Origin of the sequence: Mycolicibacterium neoaurum (genome assembly GCF_036946495.1) — a bacterium.
GTDB classification, from domain to species: domain Bacteria; phylum Actinomycetota; class Actinomycetes; order Mycobacteriales; family Mycobacteriaceae; genus Mycobacterium; species Mycobacterium neoaurum_B.
Genome location: NZ_JAQIIX010000001.1, coordinates 581,495 through 604,076, shown reverse-complemented (window position 1 = coordinate 604,076; position 22,582 = coordinate 581,495). Strand labels below are relative to the sequence as shown.

Annotated in this window: 25 protein-coding genes; 14 read left to right on the top strand and 11 right to left on the bottom strand. The window is 67.2% G+C overall.

The genetic code is table 11. The annotated features are described in order from the left end of the window. Window positions 1-4: 4 nt before the first annotated feature. Window positions 5-421: a BlaI/MecI/CopY family transcriptional regulator gene (locus PGN27_RS02765; protein WP_030136605.1), complete on the bottom strand. Its 417-nt coding sequence runs from the start codon at window positions 419-421 to the stop codon at window positions 5-7. A gap of 215 nt (window positions 422-636) precedes the next feature. Here PGN27_RS02765 and PGN27_RS02760 point away from each other — a divergent pair, with 215 nt between their 5' ends. From PGN27_RS02760 to PGN27_RS02725, 8 genes are all read left to right on the top strand, one after another. Beyond that, window positions 637-1,416 carry an iron reductase gene (locus tag PGN27_RS02760; RefSeq protein ID WP_335324718.1) on the top strand — a complete coding sequence of 260 codons (780 nt, stop codon included), beginning with the start codon at window positions 637-639 and terminating at the stop codon, window positions 1,414-1,416. 179 nt (window positions 1,417-1,595) lie between these two features. After that, window positions 1,596-1,997, top strand: coding sequence for a PaaI family thioesterase (locus PGN27_RS02755; protein WP_335324717.1), 402 nt, complete (start codon window positions 1,596-1,598; stop codon window positions 1,995-1,997). Between the two features lie 45 nt (window positions 1,998-2,042). Next, window positions 2,043-2,345 carry an urease subunit gamma gene (locus PGN27_RS02750; protein ID WP_030136602.1) on the top strand — a complete coding sequence of 101 codons (303 nt, stop codon included), beginning with the start codon at window positions 2,043-2,045 and terminating at the stop codon, window positions 2,343-2,345. A gap of 10 nt (window positions 2,346-2,355) precedes the next feature. After that, the gene (locus PGN27_RS02745; RefSeq protein WP_335324716.1) at window positions 2,356-2,673 is read left to right on the top strand and encodes an urease subunit beta; all 318 of its coding nucleotides are present in this window, start codon (window positions 2,356-2,358) and stop codon (window positions 2,671-2,673) included. Next, entirely contained in the window at window positions 2,670-4,403 is a 1,734-nt protein-coding gene (locus PGN27_RS02740) for an urease subunit alpha (RefSeq protein ID WP_335324715.1), read from the top strand. The genes PGN27_RS02745 and PGN27_RS02740 overlap by 4 nt, the downstream gene beginning before the upstream one ends. Further along, entirely contained in the window at window positions 4,403-5,071 is a 669-nt protein-coding gene (locus PGN27_RS02735) for an urease accessory protein UreF (protein ID WP_335324714.1), read from the top strand. Before PGN27_RS02740 ends, PGN27_RS02735 begins: the two co-directional genes overlap by 1 nt. Before the next feature lie 23 nt (window positions 5,072-5,094). Further along, entirely contained in the window at window positions 5,095-5,778 is a 684-nt protein-coding gene (gene ureG / locus PGN27_RS02730) for an urease accessory protein UreG (RefSeq protein ID WP_335324713.1), read from the top strand. A gap of 4 nt (window positions 5,779-5,782) precedes the next feature. Further along, window positions 5,783-6,424 (top strand): urease accessory protein UreD, encoded by a 642-nt coding sequence (locus PGN27_RS02725; RefSeq protein ID WP_335324712.1) that lies wholly within the window; start codon window positions 5,783-5,785, stop codon window positions 6,422-6,424. A gap of 14 nt (window positions 6,425-6,438) precedes the next feature. On the opposite strand, the gene PGN27_RS02720 is transcribed toward PGN27_RS02725, so the two are convergent. The 4 genes from PGN27_RS02720 to PGN27_RS02705 form a co-directional block, all read right to left on the bottom strand. Further along, complete coding sequence (locus PGN27_RS02720) at window positions 6,439-6,924, bottom strand: DUF2628 domain-containing protein (RefSeq protein WP_335324711.1); 486 nt, start codon at window positions 6,922-6,924, stop codon at window positions 6,439-6,441. A 71-nt stretch (window positions 6,925-6,995) separates the two neighbouring features. After that, window positions 6,996-8,381, bottom strand: coding sequence for a type II NADH:quinone oxidoreductase Ndh (locus PGN27_RS02715; protein ID WP_335324710.1), 1,386 nt, complete (start codon window positions 8,379-8,381; stop codon window positions 6,996-6,998). A 125-nt stretch (window positions 8,382-8,506) separates the two neighbouring features. Beyond that, on the bottom strand, window positions 8,507-9,433 hold the full coding sequence (locus PGN27_RS02710) for an LLM class F420-dependent oxidoreductase (RefSeq protein ID WP_335324709.1): 927 nt from the start codon (window positions 9,431-9,433) through the stop codon (window positions 8,507-8,509). Between the two features lie 67 nt (window positions 9,434-9,500). Further along, complete coding sequence (locus PGN27_RS02705) at window positions 9,501-10,172, bottom strand: SDR family oxidoreductase (protein WP_335324708.1); 672 nt, start codon at window positions 10,170-10,172, stop codon at window positions 9,501-9,503. A 312-nt stretch (window positions 10,173-10,484) separates the two neighbouring features. On the opposite strand from PGN27_RS02705, the gene PGN27_RS02700 reads away from it, so the two are divergent. Continuing rightward, window positions 10,485-11,456 (top strand): alanine and proline-rich secreted protein Apa, encoded by a 972-nt coding sequence (locus PGN27_RS02700; protein WP_335324707.1) that lies wholly within the window; start codon window positions 10,485-10,487, stop codon window positions 11,454-11,456. A gap of 144 nt (window positions 11,457-11,600) precedes the next feature. Next, window positions 11,601-11,903 (top strand): GlsB/YeaQ/YmgE family stress response membrane protein, encoded by a 303-nt coding sequence (locus PGN27_RS02695; RefSeq protein WP_335324706.1) that lies wholly within the window; start codon window positions 11,601-11,603, stop codon window positions 11,901-11,903. Window positions 11,904-11,908: 5 nt separating this feature from the next. Here PGN27_RS02695 and map read toward each other — a convergent pair whose 3' ends face one another. Continuing rightward, complete coding sequence (gene map / locus PGN27_RS02690; protein ID WP_335325203.1) at window positions 11,909-12,676, bottom strand: type I methionyl aminopeptidase; 768 nt, start codon at window positions 12,674-12,676, stop codon at window positions 11,909-11,911. 110 nt (window positions 12,677-12,786) lie between these two features. On the opposite strand from map, the gene PGN27_RS02685 reads away from it, so the two are divergent. Next, on the top strand, window positions 12,787-13,053 hold the full coding sequence (locus PGN27_RS02685) for a helix-turn-helix domain-containing protein (protein WP_335324705.1): 267 nt from the start codon (window positions 12,787-12,789) through the stop codon (window positions 13,051-13,053). A gap of 6 nt (window positions 13,054-13,059) precedes the next feature. On the opposite strand, the gene PGN27_RS02680 is transcribed toward PGN27_RS02685, so the two are convergent. Then, entirely contained in the window at window positions 13,060-13,836 is a 777-nt protein-coding gene (locus tag PGN27_RS02680; RefSeq protein WP_335324704.1) for a CPBP family intramembrane glutamic endopeptidase, read from the bottom strand. A gap of 84 nt (window positions 13,837-13,920) precedes the next feature. On the opposite strand from PGN27_RS02680, the gene PGN27_RS02675 reads away from it, so the two are divergent. From PGN27_RS02675 to PGN27_RS02665, 3 genes are all read left to right on the top strand, one after another. Next, window positions 13,921-16,293: a CaiB/BaiF CoA-transferase family protein gene (locus PGN27_RS02675; protein WP_335324703.1), complete on the top strand. Its 2,373-nt coding sequence runs from the start codon at window positions 13,921-13,923 to the stop codon at window positions 16,291-16,293. Beyond that, window positions 16,290-17,714, top strand: coding sequence for an aldehyde dehydrogenase (locus PGN27_RS02670; protein WP_335324702.1), 1,425 nt, complete (start codon window positions 16,290-16,292; stop codon window positions 17,712-17,714). The genes PGN27_RS02675 and PGN27_RS02670 overlap by 4 nt, the downstream gene beginning before the upstream one ends. 92 nt (window positions 17,715-17,806) lie before the next feature. After that, complete coding sequence (locus PGN27_RS02665; RefSeq protein ID WP_335324701.1) at window positions 17,807-19,282, top strand: acetyl-CoA acetyltransferase; 1,476 nt, start codon at window positions 17,807-17,809, stop codon at window positions 19,280-19,282. Window position 19,283: 1 nt separating this feature from the next. On the opposite strand, the gene PGN27_RS02660 is transcribed toward PGN27_RS02665, so the two are convergent. Genes PGN27_RS02660 through PGN27_RS02645 form a run of 4 tightly spaced genes read right to left on the bottom strand, consistent with a single transcriptional unit; the run spans window position 19,284 to window position 22,580 of the window. Beyond that, entirely contained in the window at window positions 19,284-20,273 is a 990-nt protein-coding gene (locus tag PGN27_RS02660) for a malate dehydrogenase (protein ID WP_335324700.1), read from the bottom strand. A gap of 60 nt (window positions 20,274-20,333) precedes the next feature. Next, window positions 20,334-21,566: an NAD(P)/FAD-dependent oxidoreductase gene (locus PGN27_RS02655; RefSeq protein ID WP_335324699.1), complete on the bottom strand. Its 1,233-nt coding sequence runs from the start codon at window positions 21,564-21,566 to the stop codon at window positions 20,334-20,336. 2 nt (window positions 21,567-21,568) lie between these two features. After that, the gene (locus tag PGN27_RS02650) at window positions 21,569-22,216 is read right to left on the bottom strand and encodes a DNA glycosylase family protein (RefSeq protein ID WP_335324698.1); all 648 of its coding nucleotides are present in this window, start codon (window positions 22,214-22,216) and stop codon (window positions 21,569-21,571) included. A gap of 40 nt (window positions 22,217-22,256) precedes the next feature. Beyond that, entirely contained in the window at window positions 22,257-22,580 is a 324-nt protein-coding gene (locus PGN27_RS02645; protein ID WP_335324697.1) for a TfoX/Sxy family protein, read from the bottom strand. Between the last annotated feature and the right edge of the window lie 2 nt (window positions 22,581-22,582).

Sequence of the window (22,582 nt, the reverse complement as noted above, 5' to 3'; positions counted from 1 at the left end):
TCTCTCAGTCGGTACCGGAATTACCAGTCGGTGTGATCGTGGCGTGCTTGGCCTCCAGTTCGGCCAGTGCACGCCGCAGTGCCGCCGCCTCACCGGCCCCGACACGTTCCACGAAATGCACGAGGGCGGCCTCGCGACTGCCCGAGTCGGCCGCCTGATCGAGTGCGTCGACCATCAGACCGGCAACCAGCTCGTCGCGCCCGTGGGTGGGCGCATACCGGTGGGCCCGGTCGTCACGGTGCTGGACGACCAGATTCTTCTTCGCCAGGCGCTGCAGCACCGTCATGATCGTGGTGTAGGCAAGATCGCGGCGTGCGGCCAGCGCCTCGTGGACCTGGCGCACCGTCTGCGGTTCGCGCGAGGTCCAGAGGTGGTCCATCACTTCGCGCTCGAGTTCCCCGAGCCGCGTCAACTTGGCCATGTTTCGTTCACTCCCTGAGCAATGAAAACAGCGTACTACGCGCTTACTACCGTGCGTCGTATCCAATCACCGGGTTTGCCGCTTCGCCTGGCGAAGAAACCTCCCGCGCCGGTCACAGACCATTTTCCGCAACCCTGTGAGTCCAGTCACAGGCTTTGGCCCGTTGGTCGGTCGTGACTATAGTAAGGCTAACCTAACCGATTGAGGAGGTGCCGATGACGGTCGTGGTCGACGATCCACTGATCGCCCGTATGTCGATTCGGCGGGCTTTGCCGCTGCACGAGTCGAGTCGCCGGCTGCGTGAGTTGTATCCGGAGTGTCCGCGGGTGTACGGCGTGGCCGTGATGGGTGACCTGTCCCGGCGACGCTGGTGGCCGCTGATCGAAATGATCACGACCGAGCGCCTGCGCCTGATGTTCGACGCCGCCGTGGCCGAGACCGACAGTCGGGTCGCGGTCGCCCAGCAGTTGGCCGCGACGCTCTCGCATGTCGTGATCGGCCGGGTCGTCCCGCTGGTGGCGCTGGAGGGCCGGGCCTGGGATGTCGGGCTGGAGAACCTGTGGGTGCACGTGGATTCCGAGGGTGCCATCGACTGGGTCGGCGTCGTCGACCCGACATTGCGCGCACTTCCTGATGATCCGCACCTCGCGCAACGCCGCAGTGTCGGCTCGGTGCGTACCCGCCGCGACGGCATCGTGGCGCTGCCGAGTGAGGCGGCGCTGACGACCTGGGTCGCCCATCGCAGTCATCGCGCGCTGGCCCCGCTGTTCGCCAAGCTCCACGAGGTGAGCGACGGTGCCATCTCCATCGCGTCGATGTGGAACATCGTCGGTGCCGCCGTGGTGGGCGCCTCGACGCAGGTGCCCCTGCTGGCCGGTTCCAGTGAACTGACGAGCATGAGCCGCGGCCAGGCAATTCTCGATGCGCTGGTCGGCTTCGGCCTGCCGGTGCGCGGCGCGAGCCGATTCTCGGCGGGAAAGGCCTTGCTTAATTAGGCAAGCCTTGCCTATGATGATTACGCGAGACTAACGGACCGAGCCGGAGTCCTGAGGGCTGCAGAGACCCCCGGTCCACTCGAAGGAAGGGCCCCACGTGATACGCGTGGGGCCCTTCCGCATTCGCCGGGTGTACTGCCGTGACGCCGCGTCCGTACAGAGGTGTAAACAGATCATTCGTGACTTCTTCTTTGCCGCCCGGCCTCGGCGCCGGCTTCGACAGCGAACTGGGACTCCAGTATCTGGAAATGACCCCCGACGGTGGCCGCGCGCGGTTGGTCATCAGCGACAAGCTCAAGCAGCCGTGGGGCATCGTGCACGGCGGCGTGTACTGCGCCATCGTCGAGAGCCTTGCCAGTGTGTCCGGACATGTGTGGCTCGCCGAGCACGGCGGCGGCACCGTCGTCGGGGTCAACAACAACACCGACTTCCTGCGTGCCATCAAATCCGGCACCGTCACCGCAGAGTCGACGCCGATTCACCGTGGGCGTCGCCAGCAGTTGTGGCTGATCACCATCACCGACGAGGAAGACCGCACCGTCGCCCGCGGCCAGGTCCGGCTGCAGAACATCGCCGACTGACCGCAGCGCTGCCGAAACGCCGTCGGCGTGGCAGGATCGCCCACTATGCGTTTGACGCCGCATGAACAGGAACGACTGCTCATCTCCTACGCTGCGGACCTGGCACGCCGCCGCCAGGACCGGGGGCTGAAGCTCAACCATCCGGAGTCCGTCGCGCTGATCACCGACCACATCCTCGAGGGTGCGCGCGACGGACGCACGGTGGCCGAACTCATGGTCAGCGGTCGCGCGGTGCTCACCCGGGATCAGGTGATGGACGGTATCCCCGAGATGCTGCACGACGTCCAGGTCGAGGCGACCTTTCCCGACGGCACCAAGCTCGTCACCGTCCACCAGCCGATCTCCTGAGGCCGTCGCGATGATTCCCGGTGAGATCCTCTACGGCGACGGTGATGTCGAACTCAATAACGGCGCTGCGCGGCTGTCGCTGCCCGTCGTCAACGGCGGGGACCGACCGGTCCAGGTCGGAAGTCATGTTCACCTCGCCCAGGCCAACAGTGCGCTGGAATTCGACAGGGCCGCCGCGCGCGGGTACCGCCTCGACATCCCCGCCGGTACCGCCGTGCGGTTCGAACCCGGTATCGCCCAGACCGTGTCGCTGGTCCCGTTGAGCGGCACGCGCGAGGTGCACGGACTGTCACTCGATCCGCCAGGAAGATTGGATCCGTCTCTGTGAGCTCGCTTTCCCGCGAACGGTATGCCGCGCTGTTCGGACCCACCGCCGGTGACCGGATCCGCCTTGCCGATACCGATCTGGTCATCGAGATCACCGAGGACCGCAGCGGCGGGCCAGGGTTGGCCGGTGACGAGGCCGTCTTCGGCGGTGGCAAGGTGCTGCGCGAATCGATGGGCCAGTCGCGAGCGACCCGGGCGCAGGGCGCTCCCGACACCGTCATCACCGGCGCAGTGATACTGGACTACTGGGGAATCATCAAGGCCGACATCGGTATCCGTGACGGCCGCATCGTGGCCATCGGCAAGGCGGGAAACCCGGACATCATGTCGGGTGTGCACCCCGATCTGGTGGTCGGACCCTCCACCGAGATCATCGCGGGAAACGGCCGCATCGTGACCGCCGGCGCCATCGATTGCCATGTGCACCTGATCTGTCCGCAGATCATGGAAGAGGCGCTCGGCGGCGGCATCACGACGATCGTTGCCGGCGGCACCGGTCCGGCCGAGGGCAGTAAGGCCACCACGGTGACGCCGGGGGCATGGCATCTGGGCCGGATGCTGGAAGCCCTGGACTCCTGGCCGCTGAACATCGCCCTGCTCGGCAAGGGCAACACCGTCAGCCACGAGGCGATGTGGGAGCAATTGCGTGGCGGTGCGGCGGGATTCAAACTGCACGAGGACTGGGGGACCACCCCAGCGGCCATCGACGCCTGTCTCACCGTTGCCGATGCCGCCGGTGTGCAGGCCAACATCCATACCGACACCCTCAACGAGATGGCCTTTGTCGAGGACACGTTGGCCGCGATCAAGGGCCGGTCCATTCACGCCTACCACACCGAGGGCGCCGGCGGGGGGCATGCACCCGACATCATCACGGTCGCCTCGCACCCGAATGTGCTGCCCAGTTCCACCAATCCGACCCGCCCGCACACCGTCAACACCCTCGACGAACACCTCGACATGTTGATGGTGTGCCATCACCTCAATCCGCGCATTCCCGAGGATCTTGCGTTCGCGGAGAGTCGGATCCGGCCGTCGACGATTGCCGCCGAGGATCTGCTCCACGATATCGGCGCCATCTCGATGATCGGTTCGGACGCCCAGGCGATGGGTCGCATCGGTGAGGTGGTGCTGCGCACCTGGCAGACCGCGCACGTGATGAAGACGCGCCGGGGAGCACTGGAGGGCGACAGCTCCGGGCCCGGGGGAGCCGACAACAACCGGGCCCGCCGGTACGTGGCCAAGTACACGATCTGCCCGGCCGTCGCGCACGGCCTCGACGGTGAGATCGGATCGGTCGAGGTCGGCAAGCTCGCCGACCTGGTGTTGTGGGAGCCGGCCTTCTTCGGCGTGCGTCCGCACGCCGTGGTCAAGGGCGGCATGATCGCCTGGGCCGCGATGGGTGACGCGAACGCATCCATCCCGACCCCACAGCCCGTGTTGCCGCGGCCCATGTTCGGGGCCGATCCGGTCGCCGCCGCGGCCACGTCGGTACACTTCGTCGCCCCCGCCGCCATCGAGGACGGATTGGCCGACCGGCTGGACATCCGGCGAAAGCTGTTGCCTGTCAGAAATGTTCGCCAGGTCGGCAAGGCGCAGATGCCGCTCAACGACGCCACGCCCCGCATCGAGGTCGACCCCGACACGTTCACCGTCCGGATCGACGGTGACGTGTGGACCGAACAGCCCGCCGCCGAGTTGCCGATGGCGCAGCGCTACTTCCTGTTCTGATGCTCGCCCAGGCGCCGCACGGGTTGGCCACGTTGCTCACCCTCGCCGATTCTCGGTTGCCCACCGGTGGGCATGTGCACTCCGGTGGCATCGAAGAGGCGGTCACCACGGGCCGGGTGAACGATATGCCTACTCTGCGCGCGTATCTGCGCCGCCGAATCAGCACCCAGGGGCTGGTGAGCGCCTCGCTGGCCGCCGCTGTGCACCGCGGTGACCTGTCCGTGGAGTCGGCCGACGCCGAAACCGATGCCCGTACACCGTCGCCGGCCGCTCGGGTGGCCTCGCGCGCCCAGGGCCGCGGACTTCTCCGGCTGGCCAAACGTGTGTGGCCGGAACCGGCGGCCGCCGCGGTCTTGGGATGGGGGGCGCTGGGTGTCAAACCACACCTTCCGGTGGTCGCCGGAGTGGTGGGCAGCACCAGCGGCATCACTGCCGAGCACACCGCGCTGTCGATGGTCTACACGACCATGACGGGGTCGGCGACCGCCGCGCAGCGCCTGCTGGCGCTGGACCCGGCCGATGTGGCCGCCGTGACCTTCGAGCTGTCCGCGCTGTGCGCGCAGACCGCCGCGACGGCGTTGACGGGCCTTGCCGATCTGTCCGACCCCTTGCTCGACGTGTTGGCCGAACACCACGCTGCGCGCGAGCGCCCCCTGTTCTCCTCCTGACCGACCGATATCGAAGGAATGACATGCCACCACATCTGATCGACGGCGAACCCCACGATCACCAGCACGACCGGCCGAAGCGGGTCCGCCGTCCCGGTGAACCGCTGCGTATCGGGATCGGCGGGCCGGTCGGGTCGGGCAAGACCGCGTTGACCGCCGCGCTGTGCCGTCAGCTGCGCGATGAGCTCTCGCTGGCCGTGCTGACCAACGACATCTACACCACCGAGGACGCCGACTTCCTGCGCCGCCACGCCGTACTGCCCGACGAGCGCATCACCGCGGTGCAGACCGGCGGCTGCCCGCACACCGCCATCCGCGATGACATCACCGCCAACCTCGATGCGATCGACGATCTGATCGCCGCGAACCCGCGGCTCGATCTGATCCTCGTCGAATCCGGCGGTGACAATCTGACCGCCACGTTCTCTTCCGGCCTCATCGATGTCCAGATCTTCGTCATCGATGTCGCCGGCGGCGACAAGGTGCCACGCAAGGGTGGCCCGGGGGTGACCTTCTCGGATCTGTTGGTGATCAACAAAACCGACCTGGCGCCGATGGTGGGGGCCGATCTGGATGTCATGCGCCGAGATTCGACAACGGTGCGCGGGGATCGGCCGTTCGTGCTCATCTCGCTGACCGAGGACCCCACCGCGGGTCCGGTGCTGGCGTGGGTCCGCGAACAACTCCAGGTGCCGGTGTCGGGCTGACATCGTGCGTTCCGATGTCCTGTTGGTGGCGCGGCCCGGTCGCGGCGCGCATATCGAATGCACCGGCGGCATCACCGCCAGGCGAACCGGTGCCGAGACCGTGCATCTGCTCTCGGCGGCCGCCACACCGCTGGGCGGTGACGTCATCGCGGTACGGATCATCGTGGAACCGGGAGCGCGGTTGGCGGTCCGTTCGGTGGCAGCCACCGTCGTGTTGCCCGGTGCCACGACCGCCGAGTCGCACAGCACGTGGGACGCAGAGGTGTGCGGAGAACTGGACTTCGATCCGGAGCCGACCGTGATAGCGGGGAACTCGCGGCATTCGGCGGCCACCCGGATCCGGGTGGCCGCCGACGCGCGGATCCGGGTGCGCGAACGCATCCAAATCGGCAGGCACGGTGAACACGATGGCTACTGGACGGGGTCGTTGCGCGCCGATATCGACGGTGCACCGTTGCTGCGACACCGCGTCGAGCTGGGCACCGCCTCGGTCAACGATGACCAGATCGCCGCGCCCCGCGCCTGCGTCAGCGAATTACGCTATCCGCAGGCATCTTTCGCAGGTGCCGGGACGGTGCTCAGCCTCGCCGCCGGCGGGGCGTTGTCGACGTGGCAGGGCCCGCGGCTCGACGAGACGCCGGCCTGAGCCGTGCGATCGGATCAGCGCTTTCCGCGGAACATCGGCGCACCCTCGAAGGGGTTCCAGCTGGTGCTGCCGCGAGTGACGTGCAGGAAGTAGGCCCAGTTCGCCGTGCTGGAGTAGAGCACGCCGATCGCGGCGCCGTACGCCGCGGACGGGAAGCTGAAGTTCAGCGCGATCTCGATCACGCTGATCACCATCGCCAACACGAACGAAAAGCCGAACAGGCTCAACCCTTTTCGCCACGGTCCCTTGATGGCGAAATAGATCGGCCCGAAGAAGAACGCCGGGCCGTTGGCCCCCAAGCGCATCCGCTGGCCGAACGAGAGTTGCTTGAACGCTGCCTGCGCGGCCGGCGTGGAGGCCGGGTGCCCGTAGCGGGAGAAGAACTCGAAGCGGCTACGCCACTGCTCGGGAACCTGGACGCCCGCAGGACCGGGAGGCGGTGCGCCGTAAGGGATGTCGGGATTGTGGGGATACTGGGACGGGAAGCCGCTGTCTGTCACCGCGCCATAGTACCGTTCGCGCACGTCGTTGTGCGGCTACGGTCGGTGGATCACATGGCGGTGAGATCGGTTCAGCTGGCGGCTTTCTCGCTCTCCTGTACCGCGGCCGCGATCTCTTGGAGTTCCTCGATCCTGATCCGAGCGTAGGCCTGCTGCTCGGTGATGGTCAGCTGACCGCGCTGTCGGCTCAGGAACGTCACCGCCCATGACAACAATGTCGCGATTTTGGTCTTGAAGCCGACCAGGTAGATCAGGTGCAGGCCCAGCCAGGCGAGCCAGGCGATGAAACCGCCGAACTCCAACTTGCCGACCTTGGCCACCGCATTCCACTTCGACACCGTGGCCATCGAGCCCTTGTCGAAATACTTGAACGGCACCCGCGGCTTGGGCTTGGTGCCGTGGGCGCGCGCCGCCGCCTCGTTCTTCACGATCGCGGCGACATACTTGCCACCCTGGATCGCGCCCTGCGCCATACCGGGCACACCGGGCACGAAAGCCATGTCACCGACCACGAACACGTTCGGGTGACCCGGGATCGACAGATCCGGGTTGACGACAACACGACCGGCGCGATCGATCTCGGTCTCCGACTGCGCGGCCAGATCCTTGCCCAACGGGCTTGCCTGGACGCCTGCCGACCACACCTTGCATGCCGATTCGATGCGGCGCAGCGTGCCGTCTTTGTCCTTGACGGTGATGCCGTTGCGGTCGACATCGGTGACCATGGCGTTCAGTTGGATCTCGACGCCCATCTTCTCCAGCCGTTCCTTGGCCTTGAGCCCGAGCTTCTCACCCATCGGCGGCAACACCGCCGGAGCGGCATCCAGCAGGATGACGTGGGCTTCGGTCGGGTCGATGTGGCGGAAGCTGCCCTTGAGCGTCTGATCGGCGAGCTCCTGGATCTGTCCGGCCATCTCGACACCGGTGGGGCCGGCGCCGACGACGACGAACGTCAGCAGCTTCTTGCGGCGCTCGGGATCGCTGGACCGCTCGGCCTGCTCGAAGGCGCCCAGGATGCGTCCGCGAAGCTCCAGCGCATCGTCGATGGTCTTCATACCCGGCGCCCACTCCGCGAAATGGTCGTTGCCGAAGTAGGACTGACCGGCACCAGCGGCCAGGATCAGCGTGTCGTAAGGGGTGCTGTACGTGTGCCCCAACAGCACCGACTCCACGGTCTGCTTCTCCAGATTGACGTGGGTGACGTCGCCGAGAAGGACCTGTGCGTTGCGCTGCTTGCGCAGGATCAGGCGGGTCGGCGGGGCGATCTCACCCTCGGAGATGATGCCTGTGGCCACTTGGTACAGCAGCGGCTGGAACAGGTGATGGGTGGTGCGCGCGATCAACTTGATGTCGACGTCGGTGCGCTTGAGCGCCTGCGCGGCATTCAAACCACCGAAACCCGATCCGATGATGACGACCTTGTGCCGATCCGATGCCGTAGCTCCGGGATGGCTCATCTCTGCTCCTAGCGAAGTGCTTTGTCAGTACAACCACAGGGTAGTCGGTGGCCATCCCACCAGCGCGGTGAGATGGCACACCGGACCGATAATTCACTCCCTGGGTCGGGCTTGCACCGAGAGCTCTACCCCGAAATCAGCGGTTTCAGCGCTTCGGCCACCCCGGTGACACCGCCGGGGACGTACCCGCCCATGGTCGCCGGGCTCAAGATCACGCCGTCGACCCCGACGTCATACACCTTTTCCTTGAGCTGCTCGGCGATCTGCTCGGGGCTTCCGAACACGGCCTGCTGCTTGAAATCGTCGGGGATCATCTCGGCGGTGAAGTGCTCACCGATCAGCGCAACGACCAGCATGCTCGTCTCCAGGGTGGCCGGATCGCGGTCGATCTCCTCGCACCTGGCCCGGACGACATCGAGCTTGCGGGCCAGCTCGTCGAAGCCGGCGATGATGTTCAGGTGGTCGAAGTGCCGCGCGGCCAGCGGGATGGTCTTCTTCTCGCCGCTGCCACCGATCATCAGCGGGATATGGTCGCGGAAACGGGGATTGGCGAACGCCTCGTTCGTACGGTAGTAGGCGCCATCGACGGTGACCCGCTCACCCTTAAGCATCGGGATGATGATGCTCAACGCCTCATCGAGCTTCTTGAACCGATCGGTGAAGGTGCCGAACTCGAATCCGAGGCTGTCGTGTTCGAGTTCGAACCACCCCGTGCCGATACCCAGAATGGCACGGCCCTGGCTGATCACGTCGAGTGTGGTGATCTCCTTGGCGAGCACCGTCGGGTTGCGATAGGTGTTGCCGGTGACCAGCGTCCCCAGCTGGACCCGTTCGGTGGCCGTCGCGAGAGCTCCGAGGGTGGTGTATGCCTCCAGCATCGGTTCTTCGGGGGCGCCGAGGCCGGGAAGTTGGTAAAAGTGGTCCATCACGAAGACCGAGTCGAAACCGGCTTCCTCGGCCTCGCGGGCCTGCGCGATCACGGTCGGGAAGAGATCGGAAACGCCGGTGCCGTAGGAGAAGTTGGGGATCTGGAGTCCAAGTCGAATCGCCATGGACCCACCAAAGCACAGTGAACCGGAGTGGTCACCCCGTTTCAGCTCGGGGTGAACACGGAATATTTCAGCCGAACTGCGCCAACGCGCCCTGGCTCACGTGCAGCGTCTCGCCGGTGATGTGGCGCGCCGCCGGAGTGGCGAGGAACAGTGCCAGGCGGGTGATCTCGGAGGCTGTCGAGCCTGCTGCCGAATCGGCACCCGGGTAGCCGGCTTCAGCGCTTCGCCCTGCGGCGATGGTGTTGATGGTGATGCCCCGGATGCCGAAATGGGCGGCCTGGCCGGCGGTCCAGTTCGACAGCGCGGCCTTGATCGCGGCGTCGGCACTGCCCTCGGCGGGGTTCTCCGGGACGATGTTGAGGATCGATCCACCCGAGCTGAGCTGATCGCCGAGGACGGACACGGTCAGCACCGCCGAGAGGACGGTGGTGTCCAACGCGTGCCGCCAGGTGGCGGCGCGTTCGGCTAGCGAGTGCGTCCGAGGATCGCCGGCGTCCCAGCGCGGCGCAGGAACGTTGACGATGCCGTCCAGGTGCTGGGGGAGTGTCCCGCGAGCGGCCTCGAGGCTGGCCGGATCGATGTTGTCCAGCACGACAGATTCGACGTCGAGTTCCTTGGCGGCGACCTCGAGCTCCGCACGCCGCGAACCGGCGATGAGGACATCGTGGCCGGCTTCCCTGAAACCGCCGGCGATCTGACGGCCGAGGTCGGTGTCGCCACCGGTGAGCAGCACGTGCATCGAACCCTCCTTGGTTCAGCGCTGAGTCAGCGAATACCGGCGATGTTACTGGACAGTAGCTAGGACGTGAAATCTGACGCGCCCGCCGTGGGGCGCTGTGGTAACGCCGGTGCATCCGCGCGCGAAACATCGATGAGACCCGCCGAACGTGCGCCGAGCACGGTCGGTGCACCCCACGCTGACCGGCCATTACCGGCAACGCGGGTAGGGTCTATCTGCGTCGCGTTTTGGCAACCCCAGCTATCTTTCAGCAAAACACTATTAGAGCAACTCACACTTGCGTCACGGCTGTAACACGGTATTTTCTTCTCCATGGATCAGTCGGACGTGAATTCCTCACACCGCAGGCGCCGCACCGCCGGATTGCTGGCGGCTGCGGCCGCCGGTGCGACAGCGGCCGCGCTGACACTGCCGGTCGCGGTGTCGCATGCCGAGCCGGTTCCGGCTCCGCCTTCTCCCGTTCCCGCCGATCCGGCCCAGCCTGCGGCGCCCGCACCGGCGCCGCCCGCACCTCTTCCGCCCGGTGTGCCACCACCACCGGCCGATCCGAATGCACCGCCGGTCGACCCGAATGCCCCGCCGCCGCCTCCCGCGCCCGAGCCGGGGCGGGTCGACAATGCGGCGGGTGGTTTCAGCTATGTCGTGCCCGAGGGCTGGAAGGTCGCCGACGCCACCCAGCTGTCCTACGGGCAGGCGCTGCTGACCAAGATTCCGCCGGCCGGAACGGAACAGCCAGCCAACGACACCAGCGTGCTTCTCGGCAGGCTCGACCTGAAGCTCTTCGCCGGTTCGGAGGCCGACAACGCCAAGGCCGCAACCCGGTTGGCCTCGGATATGGGTGAGTTCTTCATGCCGTTCCCCGGGACCCGGCTCGGCCAGGAAAGTACCCCGCTGACCGCGGGCGATCTCACCGGATCCGCGTCGTACTACGAGGTCAAGTTCACCGATACCAACAAGCCCAACGGCCAGATCTGGTCCGGGGTGGTCGGCACGCCGGTGGCCGCGGGCACCCGTGGGCAGCGCGCTCCCGAGCGTTGGTTCGTGGTGTGGCTGGGCACGGCCAACAACCCGGTCGACAAGGCTGCGGCCGTGAATCTCGCCCAGTCGATCCGGCCCTGGTCGCCGCCCCCGCCTCCGCCGCCGCCGGACCCCAACGCGCCTCCGCCGCCGCCGGACCCGAACGCGCCCCCGCCGGATCCGAATGCCCCGCCTCCGCGCCCGGCGGTGGGTGTACCGGTCCCGGTGGATCCGAACTCCGCTCCCGGGATGCTGCCGCCCGCCTGATGTCTGCGCGCTTTGGCACGATCGTGCCCATTTTGGGGGCGTGATCGTCACCTGACCGGGGTACACCGGAAGGCAGCGCGGCTTGAAGGGGCCGAGCATCCCGCTACGGGAGCCCATCCGGGGTATCGAGGCAGGAGTGTTGATATGGACATGCTGGCGGCAACGGAAGTTCTGGCCCGCTCGACCACCCAGACGAGCGTCGGGTGGATCGGTTACATCATCATCGGCGCGATCGCCGGCTGGATCGCCGGAAAGATCGTCAAGGGCACCGGGTCCGGGATCCTGATGAACATCGTCATCGGCATCGTCGGTGCCCTCATCGGCGGTTTTCTGCTCAGCTTCTTCCTCGACACCGCCGGCGGCGGATGGTGGTTCACGTTGTTCACCGCGGTGCTGGGCTCGGTGATCCTGTTGTGGATCGTCGGACTCGTCACCAAGAAGTCGTAGCCGTCTCAGGCGCGCGCGGTGAGCACCCGGGGTGCGCCATCGGTGATGGCGATGGTGTGTTCACTGTGTGCGGTCCGGGAGCCGTCGGCGGACCGAATGGTCCAACCGTCCGGGTCGTAGACGATCCGGTCGGTGCCGGCGGCCAACCACGGCTCCAAGGCCAAGGTTAGGCCGGGACGCAGCGTCATCCCGCGGCCGGCCCGACCGATGTTGGGCACGTGAGGGTCCTCGTGCATGGTGCGTCCCAACCCATGCCCGCCGAAGTCCGTGTTCACCCGGTAGCCGTAGTCGGCCGCGACGTTCCCGATGGCCGCGGAGATGTCGCCGAGTCGGTTCCCCGGCTGGGCCTGGGCGATACCGGCGGCGAGTGCGCTTTCGGTGGCCTCGATGAGCCTCAGATCCTCGGCCCTCGGGCTGCCGACGATGATGCTGCGAGCCGAGTCGGCCACCCAACCATCGATCGATACGGCAATGTCCATCGTCAGCAGGTCGCCGTCGGCGAGTGTGTAGTCGTGCGGAAGGCCGTGCAGCACCGCGTCGTTGACCGACAGGCAGATGACATTGCGGAACGGTCCGCGGCCGAACGACGGCGCGTAATCCCAATAGCAGGATTGCGCGCCACGCTCGGCGATGAGATCCCGGGCGCGCTTCTCGAGGTCGAGGAGATTCACCCCGGGCCGAGCGCGGTCGGCGAGATCATCGAGAAGGGTGGCGATGAACGCCCCGGTGACCGCCATCGCGTCGACTTCCTGCGTTGTCTTCAGTTCCACCATGTTCGTCGGTACCTCACCGTGATCGTCGATGCCGGTATGAAAATACCGACTTGTGCTCACGGTAGCCGACGCTGTCGGTATTTTCATACCGGGAGCGCTAGGCTGGCCGCATGGTGCGCCTTCCGTTGACCGCCGAACAGCTCGCCGCCGGTAAACGCATCGGCGAGCGCCTCCGCCAGGCCCGCGGTGAACGGACGCTGGCGGAAGTGGCCGCGTCGGCCGGGATCTCACCGGAGACCTTGCGCAAGATCGAGACGGGGCGGCTGGCGACCCCGGCATTCACCACCGTTGCCGCGCTGGCGCGGGTGCTGCCGGTGTCCCTCGACGAGCTGGCCGACAGCTGCCTGTTTCCGGTCGACCTGGAGAACGCGGGCTGACCGTGTTCAGGTGGAGGCGTGCCACACCAGCGCCGCCGCCAACGCACCCATCCCGTTGAGTGACCAGTGCAGCGCGATCGGTGCGATGAGGCTGCCGCTGCGGCGCCGCAGCCAGGTGAAGACGAAACCCGCGGCGCCGGTGACGATCACGGCGCCGACGATGCCTGCGACCATGCCGAACACGCCGCCGCCGAGGATGCGGGTGAAACCGACATTGCCACTGGTCAATCCGAACGAGCTGGCAATGTGCCAGAGGCCGAACAGCAGCGATCCGGCCGCTGCGACGCCACGAAATCCCCAGGCGCGGTCCAATGCGCCGTGTAGGACACCTCGGAAGGCGAGTTCCTCGGGGATGACGGTCTGCAGCGGGATGATCACCATCGACGCGACGAGGGCACCGGACACTGTGGCGTAGTGATTGTTCAGGAACATCGGTCGCGTCCACGGCAACGCGACACCGATCGCGATGACGGCGAGCACGACACCGACGGCGGCCAGTGCATAGCCGGCGCCCGAGCGCCACTGTTGGCGGCCGAGTCCCAGTTCCGTCCAGCCCAACCCTCGCGAGCGCACCAGGATCACCAGGCCTACGGCGGCGGCGGGGACGATCGCGACATTGGCCCACGGGGTGGTGAAATGGGCGATGAGATTGGTGGCCACCAGTACGGCGACGACGATCCCCACGTCGATGTAGACCCGGAATCGCTGCAACGCGGAAAGCTGCCCAACCAGCGGGTGGGCAGGCGAATCGATCGGTGAAACCACCGCGCCGGCGTCAGACATCGCTTGTCAGTGTACGTGCTGGTGTTGTCTACCTAAGTTAGCGAACTGACACGCTATGGTGTCGGTCGTGCGGAAGAAGATCTTGTGACAGCGGGGCAGGTGCTGCTCGACGGAGTCCGCGTTGTCGATGCCGCCGGACCCGATGGATCGGCGGTCACCCGACTGCTCGCCGATCTCGGGGCCGATGTGATCAAGATCGACCTGCCCGCCGGTCGTGACGACAGGCTGGCACCGCCACTGGTGGGATCCCTCAGCGTCCCGTACACGCTGGACAATGCCAACAAGAGGTGTGTGCCGCTGGATCCGGCCGCCGACGCCGATCGCGACCGGTTCCACGAACTGGTCGCTGGTGCGGACATCCTGGTGGCCGACCGTGACCTCGCCGCCGCTTTCGGCGCCACCGCCGCCGAACTGGCCGATCGTCATCACGAGCTCGTGGCGATGACTATCACCGACTTCGGTGCCGATGGGCCCTACCGGGACTGGCGCGGTACCGACGCGGTCTTCTACGCGATGTCGACGGCCTTGTCGCGCTCCGGACCCGCCACCGGTACCCCGGTCCTTCCGCCGGTCGGCATCGCGTCGGCGACCGCCGCCGCGCAGGCCGCCTGGGCGGTGCTGGCCGCCTACTACCACCGCCTCCGGCACGGCGGCGGAGAGTACATCGACTTCTCCCGGTTCGAGGCGGTCGTCCAAGCCCTCGATCCGCCCTTCGGCTCTCAGGGGCAGGCCGCGGCGGGCCTCAAACGTTCCGGCGGATGGCGTGGACGCCCGCGCAACCAGCAGATCTACCCGACGTTCCGGTGCCGCGACGGTTACGTCCGCATCTGCCTGCTGTCACCGCGGCAGTGGCGCGGGATGCGGGCCTGGCTCGGCGAGCCCGCGGAGTTCGCCGACCCCGAGTTCGACTCGATCGCCGCCCGGTTCGCCGCCACCGAACAGCTCAACGCGCTGATCGGCGCCCTGTTCGCCGAGCACACGATGGCCGAACTGGTGCAGCACGGGCAATCGCGCGGCGTGCCGATCGCTGCGGTGCAGACGCCGGCCGAGGCGCTGGCCTCCGATCATCTCCGGACCGTCGGAGCCCTGGCATCACTGCCGGTGGACGCCGACGCGTCGGTGACCGTGCCGGTGGGACCTTTCGTCGTCGACGGGCATCATCGCGGGCTGAGCCGGCCCGTCGTGCAGGACGCCGCGGCGCAGTGGCTGGGTGCGCCCAATCCGCTGGGGCGCCCGCAGAAGCAGGGCGTGCGGCCGTTCGACGGCCTGCGCATCCTGGACCTCGGGGTCATCGTCGCCGGAGGCGAACTGGGGCGGCTGTTCGCCGATCTCGGCGCGCGGGTGGTGAAGGTGGAAAGCGCCGCCTATCCCGACGGGCTGCGTCAGACCGCCCCGGGGCAGGCCATGAGTGCCTCCTGGGCGCTGACCCACCGCAATGAACTGAGCTTCGGTGTCGATCTGCGCAGTACCGAAGGTGCGGAGATCTTCGCCAAGTTGATCGGTCGGACCGATCTGGTATTCGCCAACTTCAAACCGGGAACCCTTGCCGGGCTCGGCTTCTCATTCGAGAAGCTCCGGCAGATCAACCCGCGGCTGGTGCTGGCGGAAAGCAGCGCGTTCGGCGACGCGGGGCCGTGGAGTGCCCAGATGGGTTATGGGCCGCTGGTGCGGGCCACCACCGGCGTCACGCGGCTCTGGCGGGCACCCGGGGGCCGCGGGAACACTTCTGCAGAGTTCTTCGATGCCACCACGGTCTTTCCCGATCACGTCGCCGCCAGGATCACCGCGATCGCGACCCTTGCCGCGCTGATCGGCCGCGAACGCACCGGAACCGGGGCGCATGTGCACATCTCGCAGGCCGAGGTCGCGATCAACCAGCTCGCGGTGGCCTACGTCGCCGAGGCGGCCGCCCAGTCCGGGCTGGAACTCACCGAGGATCCTGCCGTGCACGCGGTATGCCCCTGTGCAGGCGAGGACGAGTGGTGCGTCATCTCGGTGCGCAATCAGGCCGATCGCGACACGCTGGCCGCCCTCATCGGCATCGACCTGCCCTCCGGGGCCGCCGCGCTGACGGCCATCCTGGGCGCCTACACCAGTGGGCGTGACAAGCACGAGCTCACCGAGCAGCTGCAGCAGGCCGGCGTCCCGGCCGGCCCGATGAATCGTCCGGCCGACGTCCTCGATGATGTGCAGCTGCAATTCCGCTCGCTCTACGCGGATCTGGAACATCCGCTGTTCGACGAACCCATGCCCAGCGAGACCGGTCCCGCCCCGTATCGGCGGATCCCGCGGGGTGAGCTGCGGCCGGCGCCTACGGCGGGGGAGCACACCCGCGATATCGCGCACCGCGCACTCGGACTGGACATCTCCGATATCGATCGGTTGATCGCCGAGGGTGTGCTCTTCGAGACCGCATCAGCTGCCGCCACCCCCACCGACCAGAGGACCGCGACATGACCACCGCAACCATCTTCATCGACGGCGAGTTCCGGCCGGCGTCGCAGTCGACCCCGGTCATCGAGGCCGCCACCGAGCAGCAGCTCGGGTTGGGTTCGGCGGCAACCGAATCCGAGGTCGACGCCGCGGTGGCCGCAGCGCGCTCCGCGCTGACCGGATGGCGGCAGACCCCGGCTGCCGAACGTGCGGCGACACTGCGGCGCTTTGCCGATGCCCTGCAACAGCGCGGTCCCGAGACCCACACACTGTGTTCGCGCGAGAACGGGATGCCCATCCGGTTGTCCAAGGGCGCCAACGGGCTGTACCCGGCGCTGCTGCTGCGTTACTACGCCGACCTCGTCGAACACGGTGCCGATGAGGAGACCCGCACCGCGGCCATCGGACACACCATCGTGCGCCGTGAACCGGTCGGGGTGGTCGCGGCGATCACCCCGTGGAATTATCCGCAGGCCCTGGCCGCGATGAAGATCGCGCCGGCGCTGGCCGCCGGGTGCACCATGGTGCTCAAGGCCGCCCCCGAAACCGCGCTGGACGCACTGGTGTTCGCCGAGGCCGCACACGAGGCCGGCCTACCTGCCGGCGTGCTCAACGTGTTGGCCGGCGGGCCGCAGGCCGGCGCACACCTGGTGGCACACCCTGGGGTGGACAAGGTCGCCTTCACCGGTTCGACCGCCGCCGGGCGGACCATCGCCGAGCTGTGCGGCCGGCTGCTGCGGCCGGTCACGCTCGAATTGGGTGGCAAGTCGGCAGCCATCATCCTCGACGACGCCAACCTGGATGCCACCGTGAAAGGTCTACGTTCTGCTTCGTTCGTGAACAACGGTCAGACGTGTCACCTGAGTTCGCGGATCCTGGCCCCTCGTTCGCGTTACGGAGAGGTGGTCGACGCCATCGCCGCTCTCGCCGACGGACTGGTGGTCGGTGACCCTCTGCAGAAGTCCACCGATATCGGACCGCTGGTGAGCAAGCGCCAGCAGCAGCGGGTACTTGATTACATCGAAGTGGGCCGATCCGAGGGCAAACTGGTTGCCGGCGGCGCGGTTCCGGCCGACCAACCGCAAGGCTGGTTCGTCGCACCGACGGTTTTCGCCGATGTCGACAACTCGGCCCGCATCGCCCAGGAGGAGATCTTCGGCCCGGTGCTGACGGTGATCCCGTACGGCTCGGATCAGGAGGCGATCGATATCGCCAACGACAGCGAGTTCGGCCTCGGTGGCACGGTGTGGTCGCAGGATGTCGAACGTGCCACCGATATCGCGCGCGCGGTCCACACCGGCACCATCGGCGTCAACGAGTACCAACTCGATGTGAACGCACCCTTCGGTGGCGTCAAGGCCAGCGGGCTGGGCCGCGAACTCGGACCTGAGGGATTGGCCGCCTATCAGGTGCTCAAGTCGATCTACCGCGTCGGCCCCGCCTGACCCGCCACCACCCCGGCGAGCGTGCGTGTCTGCACCCCGACACCCCGCCCCCGCCCCGAATTTTCCGCACGCTCGTGGAGAGGAATGCACGCATGACCATCGATCCCAGGACCCCGGTGCTCGTCGGTTTCGGACAGACGAACCAGCGCGAGGAGAGCGCGACGACGGAGCCCGTTGACCTCATGGAGACCGCCGCGCGCGCCGCCGCCGATCCGCGCGTGCTCGCCGCCGTCGACTCGGTGCGAATCGTCAACCTGCTGTCCTGGCGATATCGCGATCCCGGTCTGCTGTTGGCGCAACGCATCGGTGCGGCATCGGCGGCCACCCGCTACACCCCGATCGGCGGCAACGTGCCGCAGTCGCTGGTCAACCAGGCGTGCCTCGACATCCAGCAGGGACGCAACGATGTGGTCCTGATCAGTGGCGGTGAAACATGGCGCAGCCGGACCCGGTTGCGGGCCCGCGGGGAAAAGCTCACCGGCACAAAGCAGGACGAGTCGGTGCCGTTGGCGCCGGGATCCGATGACGAATTCGCGCTGGCCGGGCCCGGCGAGCTGCGCATCCATCTGGACCGGCCGTCATTCGTGTACCCGATGTTCGAGCAGGCGTTGCGCATCGCGGCCGGCACCGCGCCGGCCGAGCACCAGCGCCGCATCGGCGAACTGTGGTCGCGCTTCAGCGCCGTCGCGGCGACCAATCCGCACGCCTGGAACCAGCAAGCGTTGTCCGCCGACGAGATCGCCAACCCGGGACCGAAGAACCGGATGATCAGCACGCCCTACACCAAGCTGATGAACTCGAACAATATGGTCGACCAGGGTGCCGCACTGATCCTGATGTCCGCAGAGAAGGCGACCTACCTTCAGATTCCCACCGAGCGTTGGGTTTTCCCGTACGCCGGCACCGACGCGCACGACACCTACGAGATCAGCCATCGCGCCGAGTTCCACGGCTCACCGGCCATTCGGATCGGTGGAAGGACCGCGCTGGAGCTGGCGCAGACCGATCTCGCCGATATCGCGTTGGTCGACGTCTACTCCTGCTTCCCGTCGGCGGTCCAGGTCGCGGCCAACGAACTCGGACTGGCGCTCGATGACCCGCGCCGGCCGCTGACCGTCACCGGTGGGCTGACCTTTGCCGGCGGACCGTGGAACAACTATGTGACACATTCGATCGCGACGATGGCCGAGCGGCTGATCGCCGAACCGGGCAGCCGGGGCCTGATCACCGCCAACGGCGGATATCTCACCAAGCACAGCTTCGGGGTGTACGGGACCGAGCCGCCGAGTCACGAATTCCGTTGGGAGGACGTGCAGCCGAAGGTGGACGCCGAACCCACCCGGGCCGCCGAGGTCGAGTGGTCCGGCGTCGGCACGGTGGAGACGTGGACGACCCCGTTCGACCGTGAGGGCGCGCCGGAGAAGGCGTTCCTGGCGGTGCGCACCCCCGCCGACACCCGCTCCCTGGCGGTGCTCACCGACCGCTCCGAGGCGCAGGCCAGCGTGGCCGAGGACATCGCCGGGGCGAAGGTCACCGTGCACGCCGACGGCACGGCGACGTTGGGCTGACCTACAGCAGGCCCAGTGCCGCGACGGCGTCGCGCTCCTCGCGTAGTTCGGCTACCGAGGCGTCGATCCGGGCGCGGGAGAACGCGTTGACATCGAGTCCCTCGACGATCTCCCAACGGCCGTCGACCGACCGGCACGGGAATGAGGACACCAGACCTTCGTCGATGCCATAGGCACCCGGCGACGGCAGTGCCACCGAGGTCCAATCATCGGCCGGGGTGCCGTGCACCCAGTCGTCGATATGGTCGATGGCCCCGTTGGCGGCCGAGGCCGCTGAGCTGGCGCCGCGGGCTTCGATGATCGCGGTGCCGCGACGAGCCACCGTCGGGATGAAATCGTCGGCAAGCCAATGGGTATCGGCGGCGTAGTCGGCTCCGGACCGGCCACCCACCACGGCGTGGAAGATATCGGGATACTGCGTCGGGGAGTGGTTGCCCCAGATGGTCATCCGGCTGATCTCGGTGACCGGCACTCGCGCATGCCTTGCCATCGCGGCGACGGCCCGGTTGTGATCGAGGCGGGTCAGGGCGGTGAATCGGTCACGCGGGATATCGGGTGCGTGCGCCGATGCCACCAGGGCATTCGTGTTGGCGGGATTCCCGACGACGAGCACCCGTACATCGCTGGACGCACCGGCATTGAGTGCAGCGCCGGCGTTGGCGAAGATCTGCGCATTGGCACCGAGCAGGTCGGCTCGTTCCATGCCCGTGGTCCGCGGCCGGGCACCGATGAGCAGCGCGACATCCACCCCGTCGAAGGCACGCGCCGGGTCGTCGTAGATCTCGGTGCCCGCCAGCAGTGGGAATGCGCCGTCATCGAGTTCCATCACCACGCCCTCGGCGGCGCGCACCGCATCGGGCAGCTCGACCAGTCGAAGCGTGACCGGCGTGTCATGACCAAGCATCGCGCCTGCGGCTATCCGGAACAGCGCCGCGTAGCCGATCTGGCCTGCGGCGCCGGTGACGGCGACGGTGACTGGGGTGGAGGACATGCCGACCACCCTATCGGTGCCCATTTATGCCTATCTGTGCCTTTCCGTGCCTATTCACGGTCAGTCGATCAGCTCGGCGAGCGGGACCTTCGGGTCGGCGAGCTTCTGCCGGTCGATCTTCGCACCGGATCGGATGAGGGCTTTGATGTCATCGAGGCCCTCCCAGATGTTGACGTTCATCCCGGCCAGCACGCGGTCCTTCTTGCCCAGCCAGAACGAGGTGTACTCGCGACCCTCGACATCGCCACGGAAGACCACGTCCTCGTAATCGGGTGCGTGACCCACATACTCCATGCCCAGGTCGTACTGGTCGGTGTAGAAGTAGGGCAGCTCGTCATAGACGCCCGGCTTGCCCAGCATACCGGCGACGGCGACGAGGGGTTGTTTCTTGGCGGTGGCCCAGTGTTCTGTGCGAATCCTGCTGCCGTACAGCGGATGTTGAGCCGCGACGATGTCACCGACGGCATAGATGTCCGCGTCGCTGGTTTGCAGCGAGGCGTCCACCGCCAACCCGCCGTCGGCGATGTCCAGGCCTGCGCGTTCGGCCAGCTCGAGATTGGGTTGCGCACCCACGGCAATCAGAACCGCGTCGGCGGGCACCGTGGAACCGTCGCCGAGGCGCAACCCGGAGGCCGGTCCACCGGCAGTGGTGGTGATTCCCTCGACGGTCGCGCCGAACCGGAAGTCGACGCCGTGCTCGGTGTGCAGGTCGGCGAACACCTCGGCGTTCTCCCGGCCGAGCGCCCCCAGCAATGGCAATGCCGCGCTCTCGACCACGGTGACAGCCACATCCCGGGACCGTGCGGCGGCGGCGACCTCCAGGCCTATCCAGCCCGCGCCGATGACGGCCAGTCGCTGCCCGTGCTGCAGGGCCGACAGTAGGGCGTCGGCATCGGAGACAGTACGCAGCATGTGCACGCCATCGGCATCGGCACCGGGGATGTCCAACCGGCGCGGCCGTGATCCGGTGGCCAACAACAGTTTGTCGTAGTGCTCATGTCGGCCGTCGTCGAAGGCGACCGCGTGCGCGGCTCTGTCGATGGTGGTGACCTCGGTACCCAGCCGCAGCTGCACATCGTGTTCGCGATACCAATCCGCATCCTGCACAGTGAAATCGGGCGGTGCGGCCTTGCCCAGCAGGTAGTCCTTGGACAACGGTGGCCGTTCATAGGGAAGCGCGGATTCGGCGCCGAACAGGATGATGTCACCATCGAAGTCGCTGTCGCGCAACGCTTCAGCGGCTTTGGCGCCGGCCAATCCGCCGCCGATGATCAGATAGCTGGGTGTGGTCATGTCTACTCCGTGGTTGCGGGACCGAGGGTGTCGCGTAATTCGTCGTCGAGGGACACCCGCACCAGGGCCGCGGCCAGCCGGGCCGACCTGCGCGGTGCCAATCGGTGCAGACCTTCCGGGTCATCCGGCAGACCCAGGTCACGGGCGGCTTCGATCGCACGGTCGTCGAAGTAGGGGCGCACCCATGGCCATACGTCCTGCACCTCGCGCAGGAAGATGTCCGCGCCGATGGGTCCGATCCCTTTGAACTCCTGCAGAGCCCGTTTCGCCGCTGCGACGTCGTGTCCCGAGGCTTCGGCGAGTTCGCGGAGATCACCGGAGTAGTGCTCGAGGACCCGGGCCGCGAGTTCGGTTAACCGGGTCGCTGAGCTCTCGTCGTAGCGGGCGTACTGCGCCCGTCCGAAAGAGTCGATCATCGTCCGTCGGTCGGCATCCAACACCGCCTCCGGCGTGCGCAGGCCTGCCTCGTGGAGTTCGCGGGCGGCAGCGGTGGCGATATCGGCGCCGATGGGCTTGCTGGCCAGCATTGCCAGCGACAGCAGCTGAAACAGCGGGGCAGGGGTGTCCTTGAGCGTGATGCCGGCTTGTTCGGCATACGTCGTGCCCGCCTGCTGGATCAGCCGCTCGGCTCTGTTCTGCGAATCAGACATCGGTGTTGAGGTACCCAGGGCGGTCCAGCACAAACGTCGGCTACTTGGGTGGCAGTGACCTCGCATGCGCGATCCCGCGATCCACCCAGGATCGCAGTCTGCGTTTGTCGGGAATCCCGGCGGTCGACACCCGGATCCAACCACGGACCTCGCGCCCCGACATCACCATCGGCTCGACATGTTCACGGCCCAGCAGGACGCCGGTCTCCTCGGCGGGCACCCGCACCATCAGCCCGCCCTGACCGGACACACAGACAGCCATGTGCCCGTTCACCAAGAAGGCCAGCCCACCGAACATCCTGCGCTCATCGGCTCCGCCGACAAGCTCCCGCACGCGCTCGGCAAGATCCCGGTCGTAGGCCATGT

What these genes read in the sequence shown, in the direction of transcription:
- PGN27_RS02765 (WP_030136605.1), bottom strand. Translation starts at nt 421, where the DNA reads ATGGCCAAGTTGACGCGGCTCGGGGAACTCGAGCGCGAAGTGATGGAC.
- PGN27_RS02760 (WP_335324718.1), top strand. Translation starts at nt 637, where the DNA reads ATGACGGTCGTGGTCGACGATCCACTGATCGCCCGTATGTCGATTCGG.
- PGN27_RS02750 (WP_030136602.1), top strand. Translation starts at nt 2,043, where the DNA reads ATGCGTTTGACGCCGCATGAACAGGAACGACTGCTCATCTCCTACGCT.
- PGN27_RS02745 (WP_335324716.1), top strand. Translation starts at nt 2,356, where the DNA reads ATGATTCCCGGTGAGATCCTCTACGGCGACGGTGATGTCGAACTCAAT.
- PGN27_RS02735 (WP_335324714.1), top strand. Translation starts at nt 4,403, where the DNA reads ATGCTCGCCCAGGCGCCGCACGGGTTGGCCACGTTGCTCACCCTCGCC.
- ureG (WP_335324713.1), top strand. Translation starts at nt 5,095, where the DNA reads ATGCCACCACATCTGATCGACGGCGAACCCCACGATCACCAGCACGAC.
- PGN27_RS02715 (WP_335324710.1), bottom strand. Translation starts at nt 8,381, where the DNA reads ATGAGCCATCCCGGAGCTACGGCATCGGATCGGCACAAGGTCGTCATC.
- PGN27_RS02710 (WP_335324709.1), bottom strand. Translation starts at nt 9,433, where the DNA reads ATGGCGATTCGACTTGGACTCCAGATCCCCAACTTCTCCTACGGCACC.
- PGN27_RS02705 (WP_335324708.1), bottom strand. Translation starts at nt 10,172, where the DNA reads ATGCACGTGCTGCTCACCGGTGGCGACACCGACCTCGGCCGTCAGATC.
- PGN27_RS02700 (WP_335324707.1), top strand. Translation starts at nt 10,485, where the DNA reads ATGGATCAGTCGGACGTGAATTCCTCACACCGCAGGCGCCGCACCGCC.
- PGN27_RS02695 (WP_335324706.1), top strand. Translation starts at nt 11,601, where the DNA reads ATGGACATGCTGGCGGCAACGGAAGTTCTGGCCCGCTCGACCACCCAG.
- map (WP_335325203.1), bottom strand. Translation starts at nt 12,676, where the DNA reads ATGGTGGAACTGAAGACAACGCAGGAAGTCGACGCGATGGCGGTCACC.
- PGN27_RS02685 (WP_335324705.1), top strand. Translation starts at nt 12,787, where the DNA reads ATGGTGCGCCTTCCGTTGACCGCCGAACAGCTCGCCGCCGGTAAACGC.
- PGN27_RS02680 (WP_335324704.1), bottom strand. Translation starts at nt 13,836, where the DNA reads ATGTCTGACGCCGGCGCGGTGGTTTCACCGATCGATTCGCCTGCCCAC.
- PGN27_RS02670 (WP_335324702.1), top strand. Translation starts at nt 16,290, where the DNA reads ATGACCACCGCAACCATCTTCATCGACGGCGAGTTCCGGCCGGCGTCG.
- PGN27_RS02665 (WP_335324701.1), top strand. Translation starts at nt 17,807, where the DNA reads ATGACCATCGATCCCAGGACCCCGGTGCTCGTCGGTTTCGGACAGACG.
- PGN27_RS02660 (WP_335324700.1), bottom strand. Translation starts at nt 20,273, where the DNA reads ATGTCCTCCACCCCAGTCACCGTCGCCGTCACCGGCGCCGCAGGCCAG.
- PGN27_RS02655 (WP_335324699.1), bottom strand. Translation starts at nt 21,566, where the DNA reads ATGACCACACCCAGCTATCTGATCATCGGCGGCGGATTGGCCGGCGCC.
- PGN27_RS02650 (WP_335324698.1), bottom strand. Translation starts at nt 22,216, where the DNA reads ATGTCTGATTCGCAGAACAGAGCCGAGCGGCTGATCCAGCAGGCGGGC.
- PGN27_RS02645 (WP_335324697.1), bottom strand. Translation starts at nt 22,580, where the DNA reads ATGGCCTACGACCGGGATCTTGCCGAGCGCGTGCGGGAGCTTGTCGGC.